The sequence below is a fragment of the Acinetobacter johnsonii ANC 3681 genome (assembly GCF_000368805.1).
Lineage (GTDB): Bacteria > Pseudomonadota > Gammaproteobacteria > Pseudomonadales > Moraxellaceae > Acinetobacter > Acinetobacter johnsonii.
In genome coordinates this window covers 290,959-316,164 of record NZ_KB849703.1, presented here as the reverse complement: position 1 = coordinate 316,164, position 25,206 = coordinate 290,959, and the positions used below count along the sequence as shown (strand labels likewise).

Annotated in this window: 25 protein-coding genes and 2 pseudogenes; 16 read left to right on the top strand and 11 right to left on the bottom strand. The window is 42.6% G+C overall.

Annotation, left to right across the window (positions count from 1 at the left end):
- The first annotated feature begins 60 nt into the window (after nucleotides 1-60).
- A complete protein-coding gene (locus F946_RS01810; RefSeq protein WP_004978323.1) occupies nucleotides 61-567 on the top strand; it encodes a DUF1877 family protein in 507 nt (168 codons plus the stop codon).
- Here F946_RS01810 and F946_RS01805 read toward each other — a convergent pair.
- The 3 genes and pseudogenes from F946_RS01805 to F946_RS17350 all read right to left on the bottom strand — a co-directional run.
- A complete protein-coding gene (locus F946_RS01805) occupies nucleotides 556-1,110 on the bottom strand; it encodes a GNAT family N-acetyltransferase (RefSeq protein ID WP_004978322.1) in 555 nt (184 codons plus the stop codon). The two genes, F946_RS01810 and F946_RS01805, sit on opposite strands and share 12 nt — an antisense overlap.
- Before the next feature lie 49 nt (nucleotides 1,111-1,159).
- Nucleotides 1,160-1,909, bottom strand: coding sequence for an outer membrane protein OmpK (locus tag F946_RS01800; RefSeq protein ID WP_004978320.1), 750 nt, complete (start codon nucleotides 1,907-1,909; stop codon nucleotides 1,160-1,162).
- A gap of 153 nt (nucleotides 1,910-2,062) precedes the next feature.
- Nucleotides 2,063-2,269, bottom strand: a pseudogene (locus F946_RS17350) (purine permease); the annotation flags it as partial.
- A 330-nt stretch (nucleotides 2,270-2,599) separates the two neighbouring features.
- Here F946_RS17350 and F946_RS01795 point away from each other — a divergent pair.
- From F946_RS01795 to F946_RS01775, 5 genes are all read left to right on the top strand, one after another.
- Entirely contained in the window at nucleotides 2,600-2,974 is a 375-nt protein-coding gene (locus F946_RS01795) for an HPF/RaiA family ribosome-associated protein (RefSeq protein ID WP_004691760.1), read from the top strand.
- Between the two features lie 139 nt (nucleotides 2,975-3,113).
- On the top strand, nucleotides 3,114-3,656 hold the full coding sequence (locus F946_RS01790) for a hypothetical protein (protein ID WP_004978318.1): 543 nt from the start codon (nucleotides 3,114-3,116) through the stop codon (nucleotides 3,654-3,656).
- A gap of 14 nt (nucleotides 3,657-3,670) precedes the next feature.
- Nucleotides 3,671-4,441 (top strand): transporter, encoded by a 771-nt coding sequence (locus F946_RS01785; RefSeq protein ID WP_004978317.1) that lies wholly within the window; start codon nucleotides 3,671-3,673, stop codon nucleotides 4,439-4,441.
- Between the two features lie 19 nt (nucleotides 4,442-4,460).
- Entirely contained in the window at nucleotides 4,461-6,287 is a 1,827-nt protein-coding gene (dsbD, locus tag F946_RS01780; RefSeq protein ID WP_004978313.1) for a protein-disulfide reductase DsbD, read from the top strand.
- 18 nt (nucleotides 6,288-6,305) lie between these two features.
- Complete coding sequence (locus tag F946_RS01775; protein ID WP_004978311.1) at nucleotides 6,306-6,944, top strand: glutathione S-transferase family protein; 639 nt, start codon at nucleotides 6,306-6,308, stop codon at nucleotides 6,942-6,944.
- On the opposite strand, the gene F946_RS01770 is transcribed toward F946_RS01775, so the two are convergent.
- Nucleotides 6,941-8,176, bottom strand: a complete 1,236-nt coding sequence (locus tag F946_RS01770) for a GGDEF domain-containing protein (RefSeq protein WP_004978308.1) — start codon at nucleotides 8,174-8,176, stop codon at nucleotides 6,941-6,943. The genes F946_RS01775 and F946_RS01770 overlap by 4 nt on opposite strands.
- 246 nt (nucleotides 8,177-8,422) lie before the next feature.
- On the opposite strand from F946_RS01770, the gene F946_RS01765 reads away from it, so the two are divergent.
- Nucleotides 8,423-8,989 carry an FMN-dependent NADH-azoreductase gene (locus F946_RS01765; protein WP_004978306.1) on the top strand — a complete coding sequence of 189 codons (567 nt, stop codon included), beginning with the start codon at nucleotides 8,423-8,425 and terminating at the stop codon, nucleotides 8,987-8,989.
- Between the two features lie 72 nt (nucleotides 8,990-9,061).
- On the opposite strand, the gene F946_RS01760 is transcribed toward F946_RS01765, so the two are convergent.
- Entirely contained in the window at nucleotides 9,062-9,973 is a 912-nt protein-coding gene (locus tag F946_RS01760) for an alpha/beta hydrolase (RefSeq protein WP_004978304.1), read from the bottom strand.
- A gap of 155 nt (nucleotides 9,974-10,128) precedes the next feature.
- On the opposite strand from F946_RS01760, the gene F946_RS01755 reads away from it, so the two are divergent.
- Entirely contained in the window at nucleotides 10,129-10,566 is a 438-nt protein-coding gene (locus F946_RS01755; RefSeq protein ID WP_004691748.1) for a DUF2147 domain-containing protein, read from the top strand.
- 50 nt (nucleotides 10,567-10,616) lie between these two features.
- Here F946_RS01755 and F946_RS01750 read toward each other — a convergent pair whose 3' ends face one another.
- Both F946_RS01750 and F946_RS01745 read right to left on the bottom strand, forming a co-directional pair.
- The gene (locus F946_RS01750; protein ID WP_004978301.1) at nucleotides 10,617-10,967 is read right to left on the bottom strand and encodes a Spx/MgsR family RNA polymerase-binding regulatory protein; all 351 of its coding nucleotides are present in this window, start codon (nucleotides 10,965-10,967) and stop codon (nucleotides 10,617-10,619) included.
- 453 nt (nucleotides 10,968-11,420) lie between these two features.
- A complete protein-coding gene (locus F946_RS01745; protein ID WP_004978298.1) occupies nucleotides 11,421-12,239 on the bottom strand; it encodes an exodeoxyribonuclease III in 819 nt (272 codons plus the stop codon).
- Nucleotides 12,240-12,278: 39 nt separating this feature from the next.
- Between F946_RS01745 and pyrE the strand changes: the two genes are divergently transcribed.
- A complete protein-coding gene (pyrE, locus tag F946_RS01740; protein WP_004691742.1) occupies nucleotides 12,279-12,929 on the top strand; it encodes an orotate phosphoribosyltransferase in 651 nt (216 codons plus the stop codon).
- 49 nt (nucleotides 12,930-12,978) lie between these two features.
- On the opposite strand, the pseudogene F946_RS01735 reads toward pyrE, so the two are convergent.
- The 4 genes and pseudogenes from F946_RS01735 to F946_RS01720 all read right to left on the bottom strand — a co-directional run bounded on the left by F946_RS01735 (nucleotide 12,979) and on the right by F946_RS01720 (nucleotide 17,090).
- Nucleotides 12,979-13,817, bottom strand: a pseudogene (locus F946_RS01735) (methylated-DNA--[protein]-cysteine S-methyltransferase).
- A gap of 188 nt (nucleotides 13,818-14,005) precedes the next feature.
- Nucleotides 14,006-16,240 (bottom strand): TonB-dependent receptor, encoded by a 2,235-nt coding sequence (locus F946_RS01730; protein ID WP_407637058.1) that lies wholly within the window; start codon nucleotides 16,238-16,240, stop codon nucleotides 14,006-14,008.
- 199 nt (nucleotides 16,241-16,439) lie between these two features.
- On the bottom strand, nucleotides 16,440-16,637 hold the full coding sequence (locus F946_RS01725; protein WP_004978292.1) for a DUF3565 domain-containing protein: 198 nt from the start codon (nucleotides 16,635-16,637) through the stop codon (nucleotides 16,440-16,442).
- Complete coding sequence (locus F946_RS01720; RefSeq protein WP_004978288.1) at nucleotides 16,638-17,090, bottom strand: MarR family winged helix-turn-helix transcriptional regulator; 453 nt, start codon at nucleotides 17,088-17,090, stop codon at nucleotides 16,638-16,640. It lies immediately after the preceding gene.
- A gap of 180 nt (nucleotides 17,091-17,270) precedes the next feature.
- Here F946_RS01720 and F946_RS01715 point away from each other — a divergent pair, with 180 nt between their 5' ends.
- The 7 genes from F946_RS01715 to ftsA all read left to right on the top strand — a co-directional run bounded on the left by F946_RS01715 (nucleotide 17,271) and on the right by ftsA (nucleotide 25,122).
- Nucleotides 17,271-17,753, top strand: coding sequence for a glutathione peroxidase (locus F946_RS01715; RefSeq protein ID WP_004978287.1), 483 nt, complete (start codon nucleotides 17,271-17,273; stop codon nucleotides 17,751-17,753).
- Between the two features lie 216 nt (nucleotides 17,754-17,969).
- Nucleotides 17,970-18,914: a glutathione synthase gene (gshB, locus tag F946_RS01710; protein ID WP_004978285.1), complete on the top strand. Its 945-nt coding sequence runs from the start codon at nucleotides 17,970-17,972 to the stop codon at nucleotides 18,912-18,914.
- A gap of 479 nt (nucleotides 18,915-19,393) precedes the next feature.
- On the top strand, nucleotides 19,394-20,491 hold the full coding sequence (gene murG, locus F946_RS01705) for an undecaprenyldiphospho-muramoylpentapeptide beta-N-acetylglucosaminyltransferase (RefSeq protein WP_035326251.1): 1,098 nt from the start codon (nucleotides 19,394-19,396) through the stop codon (nucleotides 20,489-20,491).
- Nucleotides 20,492-20,503: 12 nt separating this feature from the next.
- A complete protein-coding gene (murC, locus tag F946_RS01700) occupies nucleotides 20,504-21,952 on the top strand; it encodes a UDP-N-acetylmuramate--L-alanine ligase (RefSeq protein ID WP_004978281.1) in 1,449 nt (482 codons plus the stop codon).
- 56 nt (nucleotides 21,953-22,008) lie between these two features.
- Nucleotides 22,009-22,938: a D-alanine--D-alanine ligase gene (locus tag F946_RS01695; protein WP_004978280.1), complete on the top strand. Its 930-nt coding sequence runs from the start codon at nucleotides 22,009-22,011 to the stop codon at nucleotides 22,936-22,938.
- Complete coding sequence (locus F946_RS01690; RefSeq protein ID WP_004978279.1) at nucleotides 22,939-23,793, top strand: cell division protein FtsQ/DivIB; 855 nt, start codon at nucleotides 22,939-22,941, stop codon at nucleotides 23,791-23,793.
- A 66-nt stretch (nucleotides 23,794-23,859) separates the two neighbouring features.
- Entirely contained in the window at nucleotides 23,860-25,122 is a 1,263-nt protein-coding gene (gene ftsA, locus F946_RS01685) for a cell division protein FtsA (protein ID WP_004691727.1), read from the top strand.
- The last annotated feature ends 84 nt before the right edge of the window (nucleotides 25,123-25,206 follow it).

The following is a 25,206-nucleotide window of genomic DNA, read 5'->3' as shown; positions in this document are numbered from 1 at the left end:
GAGCAGTGTGCTTTTAGACGCGTTAAGCTAATGGAAAGCAACAACAATAAGAGCAGCCATATGGACACATTATTATTAAGTATTCCGCCCAATGCTTTGGAAATGTTGATTTTAGAATCTATTTCTGTCGACGATGTGCTGAATTCGGAGCACATTGAGTCACATCTGCTTTTAGGTAAAAACTGGAAAATCTTACAGACCTTATTGCAAGGCAGTTTTAAGTCTGGCACTTCGTTACTGGCTTTGAGTGTGCAAGCCGAGCATCACTTGGCAGAGCGCCAAAAACAACTTACAGAGGTACGTTATAACACCGCGGTTCGTGTGGTTGAAGTTCAAGAGGCTTTAGCAAAACTGGATATCGATGACTTTAAAAAACATATGCAAACCACGTGTTTGAAACGCTTAGAACAGGAACATGGCATCCAGACCGAATCGATTGAATTGCAATTTGCCGAGTTGAGTTTAGTCTTTGCTCAGCTGAGAAACTTTTATGAACATGCGGCCAAGCATACCTATGCCGTAATTAGCGTAACCAGTGACAATTTAGTCCCGACCTCACTGATTTAACAGTAGTTGCATCAACACCAGATCACGCCATTGCCCAAACTTCTGTCCGACTTGGGGCATATAGCCAGTTTGTACAAAGCCAAACTTTTCATGTAAAGCAATTGAAGCCAGATTGGCGTGGTCAATTCCTGCAACCATGACATGCATGTGCTGCATTTTTGCTTGTTCAATCAAATACGCTAAAAGCTGCTGGCCTAAGCCTTGGCGGGCATAGTTGGGTGAAATATAAATCGAGTGCTCAACGGTATAACGATAGCCTGAAAAATTACGGAAGGTGGCATAGTCTGCAAAGCCTGCAATGGCCTGCGTTTCTTGGTCTTCCACCACGCAAAATGGAAATTGGTTTTGTTGAAAGTGTAGTAGTTGTTTTTGGAAATGCGCTAAATCATAGGCATGTTCATTCCAAGTGGCCATGCCATGTAAAACTTCTGCATTATAAATATTTTGGATCGCGGGCAGATCGTGTTCAGTAGCTGGACGAATGAGAAAAGACATGAGGGCAAGGTTGTATGCGTTGGGAGGGGTATCATGCTGCTTTTGCATAAAAAAAAGCAAGACAGAAGTCTTGCTTTTGGATATTCACAAAAGTGAATTAGAAGTGGTATTTGATTAATGCACTTACGTCATTTTGGTCTAAACCTTTGATGGCGTATTTGTTGTTCCAAACTGAGTGCTCAACACCCACATAAAGACGTGTATCTGGAGAAATGTGTTTACCTACATTCCATTTCCATTGAGTTGTCCAGTTTAACTCACTTGCATGAGTTGCATTTTCACCTGTTGACCAGTCAAGGAAGCCGTCAATAAGAAAATCTTCTGAACCAAGTTTAACTGGGATACCGTAGGCAGCAGTCATTTGGTAGTCATCAGTAGTCCCTTTTTCATTGTCTGCTTTGTAGAAGTTAAGCTGAGCATATTGGAAATAAGGAATAGCAAGATCAAAACCAATACCATAGAGGTAGTTATTGAAGTCTGCACCTGGGTAGTTAGAGCTGTTCGCTTCCCATGTTCCTGCAATTAAAATATCTTTGATTGGACCAGCTTCTAATTTAGTCCCTGTCACTGCGCTTAAGCTTAAACGAGGAGAAAGCTCGAAATATGTGCTGTTTTCAAAGTCATTATGAGCACGGTCAGCAAAGCCGAAAAAATCACCATATTTTAACTTAGCAGTATATTCTACAGTTGCAGTCGTTTGCTGGTTGTTGTCATCCATATTTACAGGATGAGCATAGTTTTCACCATATAAACCAGTGATGCTAAAGTCTTGCCAAATCGGCGCAGCTTGAGAAATTGCCGCAGCAGAAGATAATGCTACGAAAGCAGCAATTTGAGTCAGTTTCATGAATATTTCCCCAAAAAATCGGATACAGGATACCGATTATTAAGCAAAAATAAAGCCAAATTTGACGAACATCATGAAAAATAGATATCAAAATGAGCCATTTTTTATACTTTTTTTACCAAATGGTTTAATGTTACCTTTCAGGCATGACACTTAATTTGATATGGACCTTTTTGGAAAAAATGTTAGGTGATTGAATAATAAATTTAGCAATATCGACATGATACAGCTCGGGAAAATCCTAGAATGGAACAGGGTTTGCACTTATTTGGGGATGTTTGCAAAGAATGAATGATCGATGTTTGCAGTCATTCCTGCCGTAATTGAAGTTGTCATAATCATTAGATTTTTTTGTTCATTCTAGCCAATGAAGTCACGTGAATAGTTAGAAGATGGAATCAAATCCATCTGTTTTTAGCCATGCAAGTAAGGGCTTGTCACAATAAGTATCCTTTTCATATTTTTTTAAAAATATCACTTGCATAATTTTCAGTTAGGCCCGATATTCAAAGGAGAAGGACACAGATCTGCAGACTCAAAAGTGTTCATCATTCAATCGATGGAGGTTACATTCCAAAGCAATTGAAGATGGTCGAATACTGTTAAAACAGTAAGTTACAAGTGTGCCAAGAGATAAAAATCTTCGTACAAAAAAAGAGTCGAATAAAGAAAGAGAGAGGATGTTATTTTATGAACATAGAAATCCGTACAGATAAAAACATTCAAAATAGTGACCGTTTAATTAGTTATATACGCGAAGAGCTGAATCAAGAATTTCAACGTCACAGTGAGCGCATTACCCACTTTTCAGTGCATCTAAGTGATGCCAATAGCCATAAAGGCGGAGATGACGACATTCAATGCATGATTGAAGCGCGTCCAGCCGGTTTAAAACCCGTGGTTGTAAATCATAAAGGTCATAATGTCGATACTGCGATTCATGGCGCGATCGATCGCCTTAAACGTAGTTTAGAACATACCTTTGAAAAAAATGATAAACCACGTGCTGGCCAACCTGTATATGCAGATCAGGATGATGGCCTAGTTGATGATGAGGAAGATTAAACCTCACCGAATTTAAAAAAAGCCCCTCAATCAGGGGCTTTTTTAATGCTGGGCACTCACTTTTATCCAACATTACGGATAACAAATGTCCCGTTTATTCGGCATAATAGAATAAACTGAATTGAAGAGCGTCATCTCCATGTTAACCGCGCAACAACAAGCTTTCGTGCAAGCACTTGAAGAATTAGATCTTCAACAAGTTCAACGTCTATTGACTGATGGGTTAAGTCTCAATTTTATCGATCCTGAAAAAGGACCTGTGATTTCTGTCTGGTCAGATGGCTTATTCAAATGGTGGGAAGCGATTTGCGAAGCGTATGAAGCAGGCGCACCGCTGTCAGAACAAGAAAAACAACAGACTCTAGCGGTACATTTAGACATTTTAGAACAACTGATTCATGGCAAAGCAAACTTGCATTTGTGGGATACAGAAGAAATTTATGGCCCACTTTGGGATGCTGCAAGTGCTGCATGTGCGCCCGCGGTCAAACGTTTATTGGATGAAAAAGTTGATCCAAACACCAAAGATGAAGATGGCTTAACCATTTTATCCTCCATTAGTGATTTATTCTTTGATTGTGAATTTGACGAAATTAATTGGGCCGAAGCATTGGCTGAAGAAAAGCAAACCTTAGAGTTGCTTCGTCAGCATGGTGCAAAAATGACAAAAGAATTAGCTTAAACAGCGAGATCATCATGATGCAATTAAAACATTTAGGTTTATGTGTAGCCGCTGGGTTCAGTATGAATGCGATGGCCGCAGATTTTTCCTTTGACCGTCCGGGTTCGGGCATAGGGACAGGGATTACGCCTGTGGGGCAGTTGGCTTGGGAGCAGGGCTTGGCCAATGCGCACTATGCTGAATCGACCACGGCTGATGGTGAAAAAGTCAAAACCACCAGCTTAAATGCAGATATGTTATTGCGCACAGGCTTAGCTGAAAACATCGAATTGCAATTGGGTTGGGCTGGGCCCTCTTGGCAACAAATGAAAGTGGCAGGCAATAAGTCTGAAACAGATGGTTTGGGTGATGTCAGTGTCGGTGTGAAAGCGGCGATTCCTTTGGATGATGAACGCTTGAGTATGGCGGTACTGGCTGAAGCGATTATTGCCACAGGTAATGATGGTTTCACCAATGAAGATGATATTTATAGCCTGTCATCTGTGGTGGCATATGATTATAGCGACCTCGTGTCGACATCCATCACCATGCGTTATGAAGTGCAAAATAGTGATTGGGCCATTTCTGCGATTCCGACTTTAGAATATCAATTTACCGATAAACTCAGCGGTTTTTCTGAATTGGTTTATCGTAAAGCAGAAAGTCAAGACAATGAATATGCGCTCGGTACAGGTGTCATGTATGCGGTGAATAATCGGATGCAGTTGGATGCAAGTGTTGGTGTCGACTTAAATGGTTCAGATAAAAGTTATTATTCAGGACTTGGCGTTTCATACTTATTTTAATTAGAAAAAAGAACATATTATGAAAAAGCATCTTCATCTGAAACAGGGGATGAGCGGCAAAACGTGGTATCTGGCACTGTTAGTATTGATTATCAATCTGTGTATCTGGACCAGTATCCTAAACGTTCATGCGGAAACTCCACTCCTTTCAGCTGAAGATGCTTTTCCATTTACAGTGGAATCTACGACTGAGCATACGGCTCAACTGCACTGGAATATCCCTGAGCAGTATTATCTGTATCAGCACAAATTTGAAGTACAACAGGCAGGTCAGCCGCTCAAACTTGAGCTACCGCCTGCGCATGATCTGTATGATGAAAACTATGGGCATACCCAAGTTTATTATCAACAAGTGCAATTTGACTTAGACACACAGGCTTCGCAAACTTATAAGGTGACTTGGCAAGGCTGTGCCAAAGATCGTATTTGCTATCCACCACAAAGCATTGAATTTAAAACGGATGTAAATGGTTTGGTCAGCCTGCAAAACCAAGCAGGTGGTTCAAAGCGACTGTTGGATTTAGCCGCGCAGTCGAATCCGCAATTTGGGCCGATCAACCCCACAGTCACTGCTGAACCAGCCGCAACGGCTTCCGATGCGATGGCTGCACAAGACCAAATTTGGTCTGAAGAGTTAGCCAAAAGCTCATTGGCCTATGGTTTATTGCTGTTCTTTGGCCTCGGGATATTACTCGCGTTTACGCCGTGTTCTTTACCGATGTTGCCGATTTTAACCTCTTTAATTATTCGCGATAGCAAAGGCCTCAAAGCATGGATGATTGCCTTGGTCTTTGTGTGTAGTATGGCCATGGTCTATGCCATTTTGGGCTTGGTGGCTTCATCCGCAGGTTTGAACTTCCAGCGTTGGTTACAACAGCCATCCACCCTGATTGCTTTTAGCATTCTCTTTGTTTTATTCGCGCTCAATCTATTTGGTTTGTTTGAACTTAAACTGCCGCAAGCCGTGGTGAATAAACTTGATCATATCCAGTCTATGCAAAAGGGTGGAAGCCTGATCAGTGCTGCGATTATGGGCATGATCTCCGCGCTGTTGGTTGGACCGTGTATGACGGCACCTTTGGCAGGCGCTTTACTGTTTATTTCGCAGACACAAAGTCAGTGGCAAGGGGCCATTTTGTTGTTCACCTTAGGCTTTGGTATGGGTACACCGCTGTTACTGGCAAGCGTACTGGGTGCTAAGGTATTGCCTCGTGCTGGGTTGTGGATGAATCAGGTTCGGGTATTCTTTGCTTTCATCATGTTGGCTTTGGCGCTGTATTTTGTGCGTCCTTTGCTTTCTGAGACATGGATGCAAGCACTGAGTCTGCTGCTGGGTTTAAGCTTTATTATCTATGTGTTGTATCGTTTGATGTGGCATAAAACGCAATTGCGTATGCTGTACATCGTGGCTTTAGTGATTGGCGGGACGTACATTGCTTATAGCCAATATCAGCAGAGTCAGCGTTTCTTTGAAGCGCCAGTGGCTACATCTGCGCGTTGGCATGTGGCAGCGACAGCAGCGGAGTTTAAGCAGCTCTTGGCACAAGCACCAAAAGGGCAAAAAATCATTATTGATGTCTATGCTGATTGGTGTGTTGCTTGTCAGCCAATAGAACACCGTATATTAAAGTCTGCAACCGTACAGCAAGCGCTTGCGCCATATTATTTGATTAAATTGGATTTGAGTCATTACGATGCAACCCATCAAGTGCTTTTAAACCAGTGGGATATTTTAGGACCACCGACCTATTTATTCTTAGATGCCTCACAACAAGAAATTCGTGGTTTACGTTTAACCGGTGCATTTACTGAGGCTGAACTTTTAGCTCAATTACAACGTTTTTAACCTGAAGGAGAGCGGGGGATGCAACGTTTATATATTGCCAATAAAAATTACTCCAGTTGGTCGATGCGAGCATGGTTGGTCTTGACTGCATTTGATCTGGATTTTGAAGAGGTACTGGTTCGCTTTGATGCAGAAGACCCGACCTTTAAGCAGCAACTGTCTCAGATTCATGCCAATGCTAAAGTGCCCGTATTGGTTGTGGGCGAATTTAAAATTTGGGACTCTTTAGCCATCTGTGAATATTTGGCCGAGCAAAATCCCGATTTAGCCCTGTGGCCTAAACAGACCCATTTGAGAGCACAAGCGCGTAGTATCAGTTGTGAGATGCACAGTAGTTTTATGGCACTACGCCAATTGTGCCCCATGAATATTCAAGCGCAGTACAGCATAGCTGAGGGGCAAGCTCTATGGGCGCAGCATGCTGAATTAAGAGCAGATGTCGAACGAATTGAACAGATTTGGGCACAGCGTGCGGATGAGCATACCTTTCTATTTGGTGATTTTTCTATAGCCGATGCCTTCTATGCACCTGTGGTGATGCGTTTCAATAGTTATGCACTACCTGTATCTGAACGCAGCCAGCAGTATATGCAACACATCATGCAGCATCCTGCGGTTACACAATGGGTCGATGCGGCACGGGCAGAAGCAGTTTAATTAGGTGAAATGTACTGTGTGTCTGCACATACGGCGCTATATTTGATCTCACCGGGATTGATTTCCAGATAGCATTTGATTTGATTACGTCCACTGGCTTTAGCAGCATAGAGTGCTTTGTCTGCTTGACTCAAAACTTGCTGAGGTCTGAGTCCATGGTGAGATTGTGCAATACCAAAACTAGCTGTAACGCGGATAGATTGATCTTCATCATTGCTAATGACTAAAGCCTCGATGGCTGAGCGACAACGTTCCGCAATTTGATAGGCTTTAGGGAGTGAAGCATGTTTTAAAATAAGGATAAACTCCTCTCCGCCAAAGCGCCCCACTAGGTCATGTTTTTGTATCTGGTTATTTAATTCTTGGCTCACAGCGATGAGCACGTTATCTCCCATATGATGTCCAAATTGGTCATTGATGCTTTTAAAATGATCGAGATCTAAGAGGATGACGGCATAGGGATTATGCGGATCTTGCTGATGCAAATACTCCAAACTTTGGCTAATACGGCGACGGTTAAATGTATTGGTCAGTGGGTCGATCTGACTTAAATGTTGAATGAGTCGTTCACGATGTCGCCATTGGCTAAGTAAAATTTCAAATAAAATCAGACAAGTGATTAGGATGGGAATAACGAAATACAGCATCGACAGGAGCCAAAACCCATTGAGAAAGAGTTGGCCATCAATCTGAAAAATAGGAGCATAAGGAATCACATCAATAAAACTGAGATAGCCTGAGAAGGTTAAGAAGCATGTAGCAGGGACTAACATCGCATACACGATCTTTCGCTCAAATAACACCAAACCCACAGCGATCAGACAAATATAGACCACCATAGTGACAGGGCTAAACACCCCAATCATATAACCGTTATAGCAAAGTGAAATGATTAAAATTCCAATCGCAATATAAGGGAGGAATCGTTTTACCCAAGCTTGTTTTTGTAGGGCATAGCAAGGGTAAATCAAACCCAATAACGTGATGAAAAAAATGGAATTAATAACCAATTTGTGGCGCAAAAGGTGAACATTAACGACATGCCAATATTCTGAGTTGAGAAGTACATAAGTCTCCCAAACTAACCAGATCAAATTGACACAACAGCCGAGAACAAGGATTAAAATACACTTTTTCAAGGTATCCCAGTTCATAATCACTTCCTCTTCAAGTAGATAATGAGAAAGTTTGCTGTTGCTTAGCTGTTTAGATATTGAGAACCATGAACTCATTCAATCGTTTCATCCTTGATATATCCGCTTTGTTTTTTAAATAATGCGATTGATTTCTTATACATTGCTTTCAACATATCACAATCTTATAAATAGACGGTATCAAAGGTGACGAACTGAGTATGTAGCTCAGCAGGGAAAGACCATTCTATTTTTAGAACATAGTGTTTTGAATAGGTCTATTATTCTAAGGATAATCTTATTTTAAAATGCAGCTATTCAATAAAGATTATGTTGGAACATCCCATGAAAGTTTTACACATCGATTCAAGTATTATGGCGGATGCCTCTGTATCTCGTCAGTTGAGCCAAGCCATTGTTTCGCAACTCAGCGAAAAGCATGCGCAAGTTGAGGTTGAATATTTGGACTTGGCAACGCAACCGATTCCACATTTAGACGCAGAAATTTTAATGGGTCAAAATGCAGAACAATCAGCTTTGGGCGAACGTATTATTCAACAGTACTTAGATGCGGACGTTGTGGTGATTGGTGCGGCGATGTATAACTTCGGGATTACTTCGACTTTAAAAGCATGGATTGATCGCATTAGTGTTGCAGGTCGTACCTTTAAATATACGGAAAATGGCCCTGTTGGTTTGGCTGGTGACAAGAAAGCCTATATTGCCAGTAGTCGTGGTGGTGTCTATGGTGAAAATAGTCCTGTTGACTTCCAAGAAGGCTTCTTAAAAACTGTCTTTAATTTTACTGGTGTGACCGATATTGAAATCATTCGTGCTGAAGGCGTGAATATGGGCCCAGAGCTGAAAGACAAAGCCATTGCAACAGCTTTAGCGCAGGTGCAAACGATCTAATAACAATAACTGTAGTTCCATGATTCCTCATTTGGTCAGCTTTAAGCTGACCTTTTTTTATGCGGAATTTGTCTAGTCTTGGTCTAGCGCTTGAGCAAACGTTGCGATGTCATCCAATGCCATTTTAGCTTCTGGAAACCATGCATTAAACATTTGAAAGTTATGCCACATGCCTGTGTATAGTTTAAATGTCACATCTATGCCGGCCTTGGTCGCTTTATCTCTAAACCGCTGGGCATCGTCCAAGAGAATTTCTTTCGAACCGACTTGTACAAGGGTCGGTGGGAGGTCTGCTAAATCATCAAATAAAGGTGAAACGAACGGGTCCGCTGGGTCAATTTGCTCAGGAACATAATAGTCGATGCCTGTTTCAAGGGCTTCGATGGATAATAGTGCATCAAGCTTGCTGTTATAGCGAATAGACTCACTGGTTAAGCTTAAATCCAAAAACGGCGAAAGTAGAATTAATCCACTGACTTGAGGACGTTGCTCATCACGAATGCGTAGTGCTAAGGCTAGCGCTAAATTTGCACCACATGAATCCCCTGATAAAATAATATCTTTGGCCTGTATACCTTGCTCCAATAACAGCAGATAAACATCAAAAAGCGCATCAATGGCTTCAGGATAGGGGTGTTCGGGTGACAACGGATAGTCAAGGTGAATGACTTGCATTTGTGTACTGGCTGCAAGGTCTGAGACAAACGCACGGTGGGTATTCATTGAACCTAAAAAGAAAGCTCCACCATGAATATGCAAAATGAGCTGAGTGGCTTCAGTTTCAGGTTTTAACTCTTCCGCACGCAGGCCTGCAAGACGTAGAGGACGAATCTGGATCGACTTATTGAGCGGAAATGCACGACACATTTGTTCAAGAAGAAAACGCTGACTACTGGGTGGGAGACTAAAGCGACTTGGGGTTCGAATCGTGGTTTTTAAAAACTGCTCTGTAATGATTTGTTTCCATGGATCGGCAATCTTCATAGTTATTCCATTTTGTTATTTGTTTTACCTTGAGTTTGTGTATTTACCAACATAATTTACAAGGTTACACTAATTGGTCACATTGAAAAATTGAAAAATTGTTGTGACTTTTTAATAATGATAGTCGTCTATACTAGACTAGGGAAATGACAAAAATGAAAAAAATTGCACTTGCACTAAGCGTACTAGGATTAACCGCTCTAGCTCATGCAGCAGATCCGCTGAATGGCACTGTTTGGAAAACGATTGATGACAAAACTAAACAAGCGAAAGCTTTGGTTAAATTCACTGAGCAAAAAAATGGAACTTTAACTGCGAGTATTCAAGGTATTTTGACACCAGGTGAAGAAAATGCATGTACCAAGTGTGAAGGTCCATACAAAAACAAATCGTTGAAAGGTTTAACGATTGTACATGGTCTGAAAAACGCGGGTGGTACAAGCTATGAAGGTGGATCAATTTTAGATCCGCAAACAGGTAAAACTTATAAATTAAAAGGCAACATTGCTGCTGGTGGTAAAAAACTAGAGCTTCGTGGCTATATTGGTGTGGCTGCATTAGGCCGTAACCAAACTTGGATTCGCGCGAACTAATCCCATCCAACAAAAAAAGCCGGGCAATTGCTCGGCTTTTTTTGTTTTTGTTAAGCCTTTAAGGCACGAATTGCATCTTCATTGAAACCCACAATAAAACCATCGGGCGTTGCAATCACGGGGCGCTTGATGAGACTGTGATGTGTGGTGAGGGCATCAATCAGTCCTTGCTCTGAAGCTAAAGCAGTGTCTTGTTCTGCTTCAGTCAGCTTACGCCAAGTGGTGCCTTTTTTATTCAGGACCACATCTGCCCCAATCTGATCGAGCCATGTTTTGACAGTCGTAGCCTCAATGCCTTGTTTTTTATAATCATGAAACTCATACGCTAAACCTAACTCATTCAGTAGGTCGAATGCTTTTTTCATTGAATTACAATTTTTAATGCCATACACGTTTAACATGGAAAACCCTTCTGAATTTTAAGCTGGGTTTAGAGTAACGGAAAAAGCAGAGCAGCTCTAGTGTCGCGATTTAAGCCAATAGCGTCATCGTCTTGTCATAAAAGCGTTTTAGAATTAAATCAAAGAAAAATAGAATATAAAAAGAAGAAGCATTAAAAAAGGCAGAGACTAAAAAAGAGAAAACCCGCATTTAATCATCCTGATCATGCGGGTCTCATTACAACGTCCATTGTCACATCCTTGAAAACCAACTATATCCATAGTTCGTTTTAATTTCATCCTACGGCGTCCTGTCCTTGTGCTGTCATCCTGACATCGTCCCTTTGCCGTGGAAATATAATGCACTGATTGATTGATCAGAAAAAGACTCAAAAAACGGCAGATAATGTAGGTTAAAAACTCATATTCAGTAAACATATGCTCACTGAATATGAGCTAAATACTTACATTTTTCTAGATTTTGTAGTCAATAATGACAGGTGCATGGTCGCTAAACCATGTTTCTTTATAGACCCAAGCATTGACTGTACGGGCTTTCCAGTCAGGTGAGCACGCCTGATAATCAATCCGCCAGCCCACGTTCTTCGCACGGGCTTGTCCACGGTTTGACCACCACGAATAAAGTTCAGCCTCTGGACGTACTTCACGGAAAGTATCGACATAGCCAAGTTCATCATAGATATGATCGAGCCAAGCGCGTTCGTGTGGTAAGCAGCCTGAGGCTTTTTGATTGCCTGTCCAATTTTTAATGTCGATGCGTTTATGTACGATGTTGTAGTCACCACAGACAATCACGGATTTATTTTCATCGCGCCATTGTTTCAAAATTTGTTTGTATTCTTCTAAGAAGTGATCTTTCCGCACTTGTGCTTCTTCACCAGAAGAACCCGATGGTAAATAGAGTGAACAAATATGCACGTTTTGGTCTAAGCCTAAGTCAAACTCAGCCGAAATAAAGCGGCCTTGAGAGTCGGCCAATTCAAAACCGAGTCCATCAGTAACTGAAACAAACGGTAAACGGCTATAAATAGCAGTGCCAGCATACCCTGGACGTTCAGCAGGGAACAGGTGAGTATGCCAACCTTCAGGTTTAAATTTATCGGTCCATTGTTCGTGGGTGATGCGAGATTCTTGCATGCAAATCACATCAGCATCTGATGTGGCAATCCAATCAAAAATCCCTTTTTTTTCTGCAGAACGTAGACCATTTACGTTAATTGAAACCACACGTAAAATTTTTTGATCACTTGGATAGCTACTCTTTGGTATCATGCGCAAGTCTTACCTCAATTTGAAAATACGGAGCACCGCATGACAACGCAAGCGACATTTAACCCTCAAGCTTTTATCGAACTCGCATTATCACGTGGCGTGCTTAAATTTGGTGAGTTTACTTTAAAATCGGGTCGTGTGAGTCCTTATTTTTTTAATGCAGGTCTACTTAATGACGGTGAAGCCTTGTCATTACTGGCGTCTGGCTATGCAGCCAAACTGACAGAATGCAACAATGTTGAAGTAGTCTTTGGTCCTGCGTACAAAGGGATTCCTTTTGTTGCTGCAACAGCAGTGGCCTTGTCACAAAATCATGGGGTAAGTGTGCCTTGGGGGTTTAACCGTAAAGAAGCCAAAGATCATGGTGAAGGCGGGGTCTTGGTTGGTGCGTCCGTTGCAGGTAAAAAAGTCTGGATTATTGATGACGTGATTACTGCGGGCACAGCAATCCGTGAAGTAGTCACCATTTTGAAAAATGCAGGTGCGCAGATTGCAGGTGTGTTGGTGGCATTAGACCGCCAAGAAAAAGGTCAAGGTGAACTGTCTGCGATTCAAGAAGTCCAAAAAGAATTGGAAATTCCTGTGCATGCATTGGTGACCATGAAAGATTTGATGAATTATTTAGAGGCTAAAGGTGAAACAGAAGCTTTAGCAAAAATGGAAGCCTATCGCGTGAAATATGGCGTTTAAGCGTTGAAACAAAAAAAGGAGGCTTCGGCTTCCTTTTTTATTCGCTCTCTCACTCGGTTGGCGTTTGGCTATGCGCACCTTCCCAGCCAATCATCGCGGTTTTACGTGTTGTCCCCCACATATAGTTGCCACGTTGCCCTGAAGACTGAATGACCCGATGACATGGAATTAAAAAGGCAACGGGATTGCTGCCAATTGCTGTTCCGACCGCTCGTGAGGCACGCTCTTGCCCAATCTCTTGAGCAATATGTGCATAACTGCTGAGCCGTCCCATGGGGATTTTAAGCAAACTTTGAGCTGAAAGTCGGTGCCTTTCAGATGCAGTTTAATCTCTGATAGGCTGTTTTGATCGTGCTGAAAAATTGCGAGCGCTTTGCGTTGTAATTCATCCTGATCTTCAATAAATGTCGCACGTGGGAACTGTTTTTTCAGATAGGCCAATGCATCCCGATCTACTTCGGTAAAGGCCATATGACAAATCCCTTTAGGGGTCGAGGCAATAATGACGGAGCCAAAAATGGTTTCGGCAAAACTATAGTGAATGTGGAGTGCTTCACCACCCTGTTTATATTCTGCGGGCGTCATACCTTCGATTTGGACAAATAAATCATGCAATCGACTGGTACTAGAAAGGCCAGTGTCAAAAGTTGCTGCAAAAATATTATTTTCTGTGTGATTCTTCAAAACCGACTTTGCATATTCCACACTAATATATTGCAGAAATTTCTTCGGGCTAATACCTGCCCATTCGCTAAAGATACGCTGAAAATGTGTAGGACTTAAATGCACGTGTTCTGCAATCTCAGCCAAACTGGGTTGCTGTTTGAAGTTTTGTTCAATATATTCAATCGCCTTTGCCACACGTGCGTAATTGCTATGTTCTGTCATGATTACTCGCGGAAATCATTTAACTTAAGAAAACACTAACAAATCCAGCGAGGCCTGAAAATCCGTTTCTTGCGTTTTATAACAAAAGGTTCAAAGCCAGCATTGTTTGGCTTATTCATCCCTTGCTAAGCATACGAAAGCGGAACAGCGACCTGTTCCGCTTGAGATGGCGTTTTAACTGCAGGGGTTTAGAACTGGTAGTTCAAACGCATGAGGAAGCTACGTGGTGTACCTGGCATAGAGTCAGAACGCCAGTATTCTTTATTGGTTAAGTTGCTGACAGCTAAAGTCACGTTCCATGGATCAGCACTATAACCAATGGCAGCATCGACGCGATTGAAACCATCCATCTTGGTCAAGTTATTGATGTTTGGATAGTAAGAGCCAACATAAGTCACGCCCACTTCACCATAGAGTTTTTCTGTAGGTAAGTAGCGCACAAATAGGTTACCTGTATTTTTAGAGGTATTTGCTAATGCATTCCCTACATTCTCAGGCTTTTCCTTATCCTTTTTCACTTCAGTATCGGTATAACCATAACCACCACGGACAAATAAGTTGTCCAGTACACGACCGATGAAGCTGAACTCTAAACCTTTGGCTTGATGCTCACCACCTACAGACCAAATGAAGGGTTGTTCTTTGGCATCAGGTTGATAACGAATATTCTTTTTACGAATGTCATAAACCGAAAGTTGTGTGTTTAAGCGTTGGTCTAACCAATCACTCTTAACCCCAATTTCATATTGTTCATTGTATTGCGGTTCTGCGTCATACAAGCTTGGATCAGTAGTGACATCAACAGAAATATTGCCACGACCTCCATAAGGGGCGAAGCTTTTATTGTATGAAGTATAAAAACTGTGTTGTTCTGATGGTTGCCATACAAAGCCAATATTAGGACTGAAGGTCGTATCATCATATTGTTTTGAAAGGTTCTGGATATGATTGGTCGATTTGAAATTGTACTGATCATAGCGCATACCTAACATCATTTTAAGTTCAGGTGTCAGGCTAATTAAATCTTGAGCAAAGAACCCCATTGACTCACCTACGTGATGATTATCAGAGGTTACAGGGAGACGTTCTGAGCTTGGTAACGTATTATATTGGTCTGCTGGATTGTAGGGGTTAATAAAACCATAGTAGCGAGGAACACCTGTACCACTTGAGTAATTCCCTAGTTTTGGTGAGCGGTCTTCACGGCTGACATCTGCACCGACGAGGAGCTGATGCTCTACAGCTCCAGTTTTGAATGAACCAGATATATCAAAAGTATTGGTAATGGTCTTATTCATGGTTTCTTGCCATGCATAGCTTTGACGCACGTAACCATTCCAAGTACATGCTTTCGGCGTTGTTTCTAAAGTGAGATTATTGTTGCAATAGGTGCCACCAAAGAAGTTGTCAAAGTTCTGATAAGCTTGGCGATAACTGAGCGCCCAGTGGAAATTCCAATTTGGCGCATATTGATATTTCACATCAGTACGAATAACTTGTAATTCATCTTCAATAAAATCGCCTTCTTGAGCAAAGCCAGTCTTGATTGAAATACCTGCGGGTAAATTACTATAAGAAGGCCCGCGGTCAGGGGTTCGATTTAATTTGTCATAAGTATATTGTGTGGTCCACGTGAGGGTTTCATCATCATTTTTATAAGTGAAACTTGGCGAGATCATTTCAATTTTACTGTCAATGCCTGAACGGAAACTATCCGCTTCACCGTATTCACCCGTCAAGCGCACAGCCCAGTTGTCATTTATGACTTGGTTAATATCTGCTGTTGCACCGTAGTTATCATATGAGCCTACGTAAGTACCGACGGAACTTTTCGAGTCAAAGTTGGCGTATTTACTCACCATATTGATCACACCACCGCCCGCACTACGACCGTAAAGTACCGAGGCAGGGCCTTTTAAAATTTCAATGCGTTCAATGTTGGATGTGCTGCGACGCACTTGGCCACTTTCACGAATACCATCACGATAAATATCACCCGAGTCGGCAGAGAAACCACGGAGGGTGATGCCATCACCACGCGTATCGTAGCTGGTGGATACCCCTGGTGTGCCTTGTAGCATCACACTGAGGTCGTTAGAGCCATAGATTTTATATTTCTGTACATCGATGGTGTCGATGGTTTGAGGAATGTCTTTTTTCTTTAAACCATTCCGTGTGACATTGGCCTGATCATAATCGACATAGCTTTTGATTGGATCAAGTTCACTCATCGCCTCAATTTTCAAGGTGGGCAAAACTGCTGCTGTATTCGATTTGTTTGTCGTCGCTTGAGACGAGGGGTTCTCATTATTTTGTAGCGTTGCTTCATCCGCATAAGCTGCATGCGCATTTAAAATCATAAAGCTGAGAAGGCTATATTTGAATAGGTTAGAACCACAAAGCGGCTGTGGTGAAAATTTCATCATGATTTAAGGCTCGGAGAGAGTGAATTGCCAATAAAAATGAGAAGTATAATCATTTACTAAAAATGAACAAGACTTACGGTAATATTCATTTTTTCTACATAGTTTTACTGGGTTGAAAAGTACAGCTGTACAGGCTTTTTGATTTTTCTAAAAAATTGATAAATAAGCATTAAAATTTGAAGAAAATGCAAAAGAATTATTTTTGTGAATTTTCCATGCATTTTTTACAGTTTAAAAGAACGCCTATTTTTTCTTGGCGCCCTTGCTCAGTTTGTACCCAAGGGCGGTTTTGCCACGGTGGAGTATGGCGGACATGTTGTGTGTGGCCACAGGCTAGTTCCGCCACCCAATGATGTTCTTCATCGAGATGAAAACCAACAATCGCTTGTTGCACTTAAGTATCTCCACTGGCGTGTTGGGTCTGGTCTAAGCCGTTTAAAAAACGCTGACACAGTTGATGGATGGCTACCAAATCATCGGGATCTAGGCCTAAAGAACATGCCAGCTCAAAAGGAATGGCCATAATTTTATCTTTGGCTAACAGTGCTTTTTCCAGCAGAACGACTTTTTTCATACGTTCATCTTCTTTGACGGCAACACGCTTTAAAAACTGCTTTTCTTCTAGTTTTTTAATAATGGGGGTCAAGGTGCCAGAGTCAAACAAGGTTTTTTGTCCAATCTCAGTCAGCGTCACATTGTCCTGCTCATATAAAGCCAACAAAACAATAAATTGCGGATAGGTCAGATCGTAAACCTGTAAGCGTGGACGGTATTGACGAACCATGGCATTGGTTGCGGAATACATGGCAAAACACACGCGGTTTTCTAAAAGTGGGGTGTCCGCCATGTTGCATGTCCTTGGGTGTTAATGTCTGTAAAGCAGTATAAATGAAATAGGGGTAAAAGTGTATTGTGCATAATAATCTTGTGCACAAGTTAATTGTGTGCGATATTTATTTGAGATTGAGGTCGGTTCAGAACTTGAAGCGACTTTAATTAATGACATTTGATGAATGGGAGAGATGTAATGACCACAATTTATGATTTTCAGGCCGAACTGTTGGAAGGCGAGCAAAAGAATCTGGCCGATTATCAAGGCAAGGTTTTATTGGTGGTGAATACCGCCAGCCAATGTGGTTTAACCCCGCAATTTGAAGGTTTGGAGCAGTTATATCAGGACTATCAACAGCAAGGCCTGCTGATCTTAGGCTTTCCCTGCAACCAATTTGCACAGCAAGACCCTGCGAGTAATGAAGAGATCGGCAGCTTTTGTCAGCGTAACTATGGGGTCTCTTTCCCGATGTTTGCCAAAGTTGATGTGAATGGTCCTACAGCACATCCGCTGTATCAGTATTTAACCACTGAAGCTAAAGGCATTTTAGGTAGCCAAAGCATCAAGTGGAATTTCACTAAGTTTCTCATTAACCAAAAAGGGCAGGTGGTGAAACGCTATGCGCCGATTGTTAAACCTGAAAAAATTGCTAAGGATATTCAACGTCTTTTGGCTTAATGGAGAAGGTGTGGAAAGGGGCTGTCGCGTGGTAATGGATGCATACTTTCCTTTGTTGCATCGCGCAGTTAGCATTTGATTCGTTGCTGCAAGATGTTGTAGTTATTTGAATAAAATAGATTTTTTAATCTTTAATTATTACACAACTAGTTGTACCCAAACTTGAAAACTTCGCTATACTTTTTGCCAAGTTTAAAAAATATGAGCGTGAGAATTATGCGTGTACTGGTAGTGATGGACCCGATTGAAACGGTGAATCTGAAAAAAGATTCCACCATGGCCATGTTATGGGCCGCAAGCCGTCGCGGACATGAGTTGGGTTATGCATTACAACACGATTTATATATTGATCAAGGCAAAGCCTTTGGTCTGATTTCTCCCTTAAAAGTGTTTGAAGACTACGATCATTATTTTGAGTTGGGCGAACAGCAAAAAGAGTCCTTGGCTGATTACGATGTGATCTTGATGCGTAAAGATCCACCGTTCGACATGAACTTTGTCTACACCACCTATATTTTGGAACAAGCGGAACGTGAAGGCGCGTGGATTATTAATAAACCACAGTCCTTACGTGACTGTAATGAAAAACTGTTTGCCACGCAGTTCCCCGAACTCCAAGTCCCTACATTGGTGACTTCACAACAAAGCCTGATTCGTGAGTTTATCAAAGAACATGGTGATGTGATTGTGAAGCCTCTCGATGGGATGGGTGGTATGGGAATTTTCCGTTTATATCAAGATGGTGTGAACATTGGCTCAACTTTGGAAATGTTGACGGAAATGGGCACACGTCCGATTATGGCGCAGCGTTATATTCCTGAAATTGTGGAAGGGGATAAACGTATTTTGTTGGTCAATGGCGAACCAATTCCGTACTGTTTGGCGCGTATTCCACAAAACGGTGAAGTGCGTGGGAATTTGGCCGCAGGTGGTTTGGGTCAAGCACGTCCGTTGACTGAAAACGATAAGGCGATTGCTGCAAAAGTGGGCCCCTTCTTACGTGAAAAAGGTTTGGTTTTTGTCGGACTTGATGTGATTGGCAACTATGTGACCGAGATTAATGTCACCAGTCCAACCTGTATTCGTGAGATTGATGCGCAATTTGGTACCTCGATTGCCGATACTTTATTTGATGTCTTAGAAGCAGGCAAAGCCAGCTAGAAAGACAGAAAAGGAACCTGAAATGGTTCCTTTTTTATTTCATGGAGGTGGTTGGTTTTGAAATAGAAGTGTACTTTGCCACGAAGTGTATAAATTTGGTTGAAATAAAGCGGATTATGTTGCTAGACACTACAAATTTTCATCCTACTCCAATGTATACGCTCAGATTGTATTTCTGAGCGATAAAATGAAGTGAATTGGATTTTAGAATTACGTTAAATAATTGATTCAAATCAGCTTCATTGTTTTATTTTTAAATATCGCCAATTGCGCTGTCGAGCCTGATTGTGTGCTGTCATTTGAGTAAAAATGCACATCTGATAACAAATCTAGTTTAAACTTGAAAATCAGTAGAAAAAAACAATCAAATGCCTGTTGAAAAAAAGTAAATAATCTTTCGCGGCTATGCGTTTGTGATTACAATTGATCGCTTAAAATTGAATTTTGTTTCCATATTTTTAGAATTGAAGAATTAGACTGTGACCGAAGCAACACAAACAAAGCCGAAACATGTAATGATGATGGCTGCCGGAACGGGCGGGCATGTTTTTCCAGCACTTGCTGTGGCTAAGGAATTACAGCAACAAGGCTGCCAAGTCTCATGGCTTGCTACGCCTACAGGTATGGAAAATCGTCTGCTTAAAAATCACGATATCCCGATTTATCAAATTGATATTCAAGGTGTGCGCGGTAATGGCTTAGTCCGCAAAGTATTGGCACCCTTTAAAATTTTAAAAGCCACTTTAAGCGCAATGCGTTACATGAAGCAGCTCAAAGTCGATGCAGTCGCGGGCTTTGGGGGCTATGTCGCTGGGCCAGGTGGATTGGCTGCGCGCGCACTGGATATTCCTGTGATTATTCATGAGCAGAATGCGATTGCTGGATTTACCAATACGCAGTTATCACGTATTGCAAAAACAGTGTGTCAGGCGTTTCCAAATACCTTTGCTGCACAAAATAAAATTGTGACCACGGGTAATCCCGTCCGTAAAGAGATTACGGAAATCTTAAATCCGTCTTGGCGTTATCAAGAACGTGAAAAAACAGGGGCCACGCTTCGAGTGTTAATCGTGGGTGGCTCGTTGGGTGCACAAGCGTTAAATGAACGTGTTCCTGAAGCATTGAAGCAATTGAATGTGCCGTTAAGCGTTTATCATCAGTGTGGACAAAACCATATAGAGGCGACCCAAGCGCGTTATGCCGATGCACCTGAACAGCTTCAGGTTGAAGTTCACCCTTTTATTGAAGATATGGCCCAAGCCTACAGCGATGCCGATTTAATTATTTGCCGTGCTGGGGCGTTAACCGTGACCGAGGTTGCGACTGCGGGTGTGGCTGCGGTGTTTGTTCCGCTGCCAAGTGCAGTGGACGATCACCAAACGGCCAATGCAAAGTTTTTAGCCAATATCGGTGCAGCCAAAATTTGCCCACAAGCAAATATGACGCCCGAAAGTTTAAAAGCATTATTATTACCCTTGATGAACCGTCAGTTATTGTCTGAAATGGCAGTGAAGGCACGTCAGCAAGCACAACCCGATGCAACCCAACATGTGGTTCGTTTAATTCAAGCATTGTAAACCGAGTATTTTATGTCGCCATCTACGCCTGCTGATCAAGCAAAAAAGTTAATTAAAGTGCCAGAAATGCGCCGTATTAAGCACATCCATTTTATTGGGATTGGTGGTGCGGGTATGTGTGGTATTGCCGAAGTGCTCAAGAACCAAGGCTACAAAGTCTCAGGTTCAGATATCAAAGCATCAAAAACCACGGCTCAGCTTGAAGAAAACGGCATCAACGTCTACATCGGGCATACGGCTGAAAATATTCAAGGGGCAAACGTGATTGTGGTGTCGACTGCAATTGATGCAGAAAACCCAGAAATTAAAGCAGCCATTGAAACGCGTACACCTGTGGTGCGCCGTGCAGAAATGCTGGGTGAACTGATGCGCTACCGTCATGGGATTGCTGTTGCGGGAACGCATGGTAAAACCACGACTACAAGTTTAGTCACGTGTATGTTGGCAGAAGAAAATCTCGATCCAACTTATGTGATTGGTGGTTTGCTGAACCGTACTGGTGTGAATGCTGCGCTGGGCGCGAGTCGTTTTATCGTGGCAGAAGCAGATGAATCAGATGCGTCATTCTTGCATTTGCAACCGATGGCCACCATCGTGACCAATATTGATGCAGACCATATGGACACCTATGGTGGTAGCTTCGATGTCCTAAAAGATACCTTTGTACAGTTCTTACAAAAACTGCCGTTTTACGGCTTGGCTGTGGTGTGTGGCGATGATGCCAACATTCGTGAAATCATGCCGCGCATTGGTCGTCCATTGATCACGTATGGTTTTAACGAAGACAATGACATTCGTGCAGTGGATATTGAACAAGAAGGCATGCAGTCGCACTTTACCGTATTGCGGAAAGATCGAGAGCCTTTGCGTTTAACCATCAACTTGCCGGGTTTGCATAATATTTTAAATGCACTTGCGGCGATTGGTATTGCAACCGATGAAGGGGTGTCTGATGCTGCGATTGCACGTGCGTTGGAAAGTTTCAGCGGTGTAGGTCGTCGTTTCCAAGTACAGGGCGAATTTGACATCGACGGCGGCAACGTGAAATTGGTGGATGACTATGGTCACCATCCAAAAGAAGTCGAAGCGACCATTAAAGCGGCACGAGCGAGCCATCCAGACCGCCGTTTAGTGATGATGTTTCAGCCACACCGTTTTAGCCGTACCCGTGACTGTTTCGATGACTTTGTGGATGTACTGTCACATGTCGATCAGCTGTTGCTGCTTGAAGTCTATCCTGCGGGTGAAAAACCGATTGTGGGTGCAGACAGTCGTTCATTGGCGCGTAGTATTCGTTTACGTGGCGATGTAGAGCCGATTTTGATCGATCCAGTCGAAGGTAATTTGCAGCATGCGTTGAAAAAAGTGTTACAAGCGGATGACTTGTTATTGACGCAAGGCGCAGGTAATGTGGGGGCTATCTCGGTTGAGCTTGCAAGCAATCATTTATATTTAAAATAATCACGTTTTGTGATTACTCAATGAATAAAACAGTCATAAAGTTTAAGGATATCAACGTGTCAAATGCTTCAAAATTCGGCAAAGTAGCGGTGTTGCTTGGTGGTAAGTCTGCTGAGCGTGAGGTTTCTCTAGATAGTGGTGCAGCTGTACTTGAAGCATTGGTTCGTTCGGGTGTAAATGCAGAAGCTTTTGACCCGCAAGAGCGTAGTGTGACGGAATTGGTCGGGTATGACCGTGCGTTTATTGTGTTGCATGGTCGCGGTGGGGAAGATGGTCAAATCCAAGGTGTCTTGGAGTGGCTCAACATCCCGTATACTGGAACAGGCGTACAGGGTTCTGCTATTGGTATGGATAAAGTTAAAACCAAGCAAGTTTGGCAGGGTTCAGACTTACCGACAGCGCCCTATCGCATCATTAGCCAAGAGTCAGATTTGGCTGAAGTGGTGGCGAATTTGGGTCTTCCACTGATTATCAAGCCGGTACACGAAGGTTCAAGTGTCGGCATGAGTAAAGTCGAAAAAGCAGAAGATTTGGCAGCGGCAATTGCCAAAGCGACCCAACACGATGCTGTGGTGATGGCTGAAAAATGGATTACGGGACGTGAATTCACGATTTCATTTTTAAATGGTCAACCGCTACCTGTGATTCGTCTACAACCGCCTGCGGATGTGGCTTTTTATGATTATGAAGCGAAATATCAACGTAATGATGTGGAATACGGAATTCCGTGTGGCTTAAGTGCTGAAGAAGAGCAAAAGTTACAAGCGCTTTGCCTCCGTGCATTCCAAGCGGTAGGTGCAAGTGGTTGGGGCCGTATTGATGCGATGCAAGATGAGCAAGGCAATTTCTGGTTACTCGAAGTGAATACAGTACCTGGGATGACCAGTCACTCTTTGGTACCGAAAGCAGCAAATGCAGTGGGTTATAGCTTTGATGCGCTTTGTGTCCAAATTTTAGAGCAAACACTGACAGGTGCGGCTCACTAAATGGCGCAATTACCAGCTTCTATGCGCCGTAAACGCGCAGCGATTACTTCAATACACGATAAACCACCGACGCGTAAGGAAAAACTTGCCAACTTCGGTGGTTGGGTGATGTTGGTCGTTGCCGTGGCGGTGCTGTTGGTTGGTATTTATGGCTTATATCAAGTCATGACAGATGCACGCGTGGCCGAACTTGATATAGTAGGTGTACGTTCTGAGGCGGAAAAAAATCAGGTGATGGGACATGTTTCACCAGCCATTACTCATAATTATTTCACCTCAGATTTAGAAGAAATTCGTGATCGAACTTTAGAGCTGGCTTGGGTTGATCGTGTGGTGGTTTCGCGCGCATGGCCGAATGCGATTCGCGTTCGCGTCATGCCACGGCATGCAATTGCACGTTGGGGGACAGGGCGTCTCTTAAGTGACAGTGGTGACGTATTTAGCGAAGTGACACCGAAAAATAATCAGAATTTGCCTTTATTACACGGCCCAATCAGTCAGTCTAAAATGATGATGCGCCGTTATAATGAAATTAATCAATTATTCCAGCCAGTCAATCTCCGTTTAAAAGAATTATATTTAACGGAGCGTATGACTTGGTTTATGCAGTTCGATTCAGGTTTACGTGTTATCGTAGATCAGGATCAAACCATGAGTAAGCTGCAACGTTTGAGTTATTTGGCTCAAAGTGATTTGAAGCCAGTTTGGGCCAAAGTATCTGCCATTGATTTGCGTTATCGGAATGGCTTGGCCATCCAATGGAAGAATGCTGCCGCACCAAAGATAGCAAATGGTCATTTTGTTGTAACGATTGATGACACAAGCATTGCAGGTGGAGCAGCAGCAAAGCCATAATACTTGGCTTTAAAACAGAGGCATAAAGCCATAAATTAAACAAACATGTGATGGTAGTAGTAAATAATGAATGAAGCGGTTCCCTCAGTTGTTGCGATTGACATTGGGACGCACAAAGTTTCAGTTTTGATTGGTAAGGTACATGCGCCAGACAATATCCAAGTGATAGGAATGGCAACTGCTCGTAACCGAGGCATGAATAAAGGAAAAATTGTAAGTCTTGATAAAGTCATTACAGCGATAAAAAATGCCGTGCAAGAAGCAGAAGATATGGCTGAATGCCGTGTCCATTCCGCGTGGGTGTCGATCCCAAGTGCTGAGTTAAAAAGCTTTTATGCCTCTGGACGAACGCCAGTTGAAAATACTGACCATACAATTACAACAAGTGAAGTGGTTCGTGCATTAGAGTTGGCCAAAGCCAGCCACATGACCTCGGATCATTATTTGGTCAGTGCTGTTCCACTGGGCTTTGAGCTGGATGACTCCACTGAGTGGGTACAAAACCCAATACGGATGTCTGCACACAGCATGATTGGTCATTATCAGTTGATGATGTTACCGATTAGCACCATGCAAAACCTTGATCGGGCCTTAAAAGGCGCGAACATCGGGGTAGAAAAACTGGTGGTGTCTTGTTTGGCAACGGCAGAAGCGAGCCTACTCAAAGATGAAAAAGAGTATGGCGTCTGTTTGGTTGATATTGGTGCAGGTACCACCAACATTGCGGTGTATTTAGATGGTCGTTTGGCTTTGACGCATACTTTGCAGCGTGGTGGCGAGCATGTCACCCGTGATATTGCTGCTGTGTTACAAACCACCACTGAAGAAGCTGAGCGAATTAAATTACTCTATGGGTGTGTCGACATTAAGTCGGTTAAACCGGACCATATGATCCAGATCCAAGGAATTGATGGTCCGCAAACGATTAGTCGTATTGAGCTGACTGAAATCGTGATTGCGCGTTATGAAGAAATCTTAGGCCAAGTTCGCCAAGAGCTAGAGCGTAATGGTGCGATTCATGGTTTGTATCATGGTGTGGTGTTAACTGGTGATGCCAGTCAAATCGAAGGTATGGTGACGTTGACTCGTCGTATGTTGGGTGTGTCTGCGCATTTGGGGAATCCACCTGTGCAAGTGACAGCAGATGAGCAAAATATTGCCGCACTGCGTCGCTCTCAGTATGCCACAGCCGCAGGTTTGTTGATGTTTAGTCAGAGCGAAACACAAGAAACTATAGTGGAACCAGAAGATACAGAAAAACTGTCTTTGATTAAACGCGTTGGACGTGCTTGGTCTGGACTCAATGAAAAGCTGAAATCTGTTTTTTAAGTTGAATTTTTTTGGAATATTGTTAAGAAGTTGTACAACGCATCGCTTAAACTTGACAAGTTATGGCTTGCACAGCATGCTTAA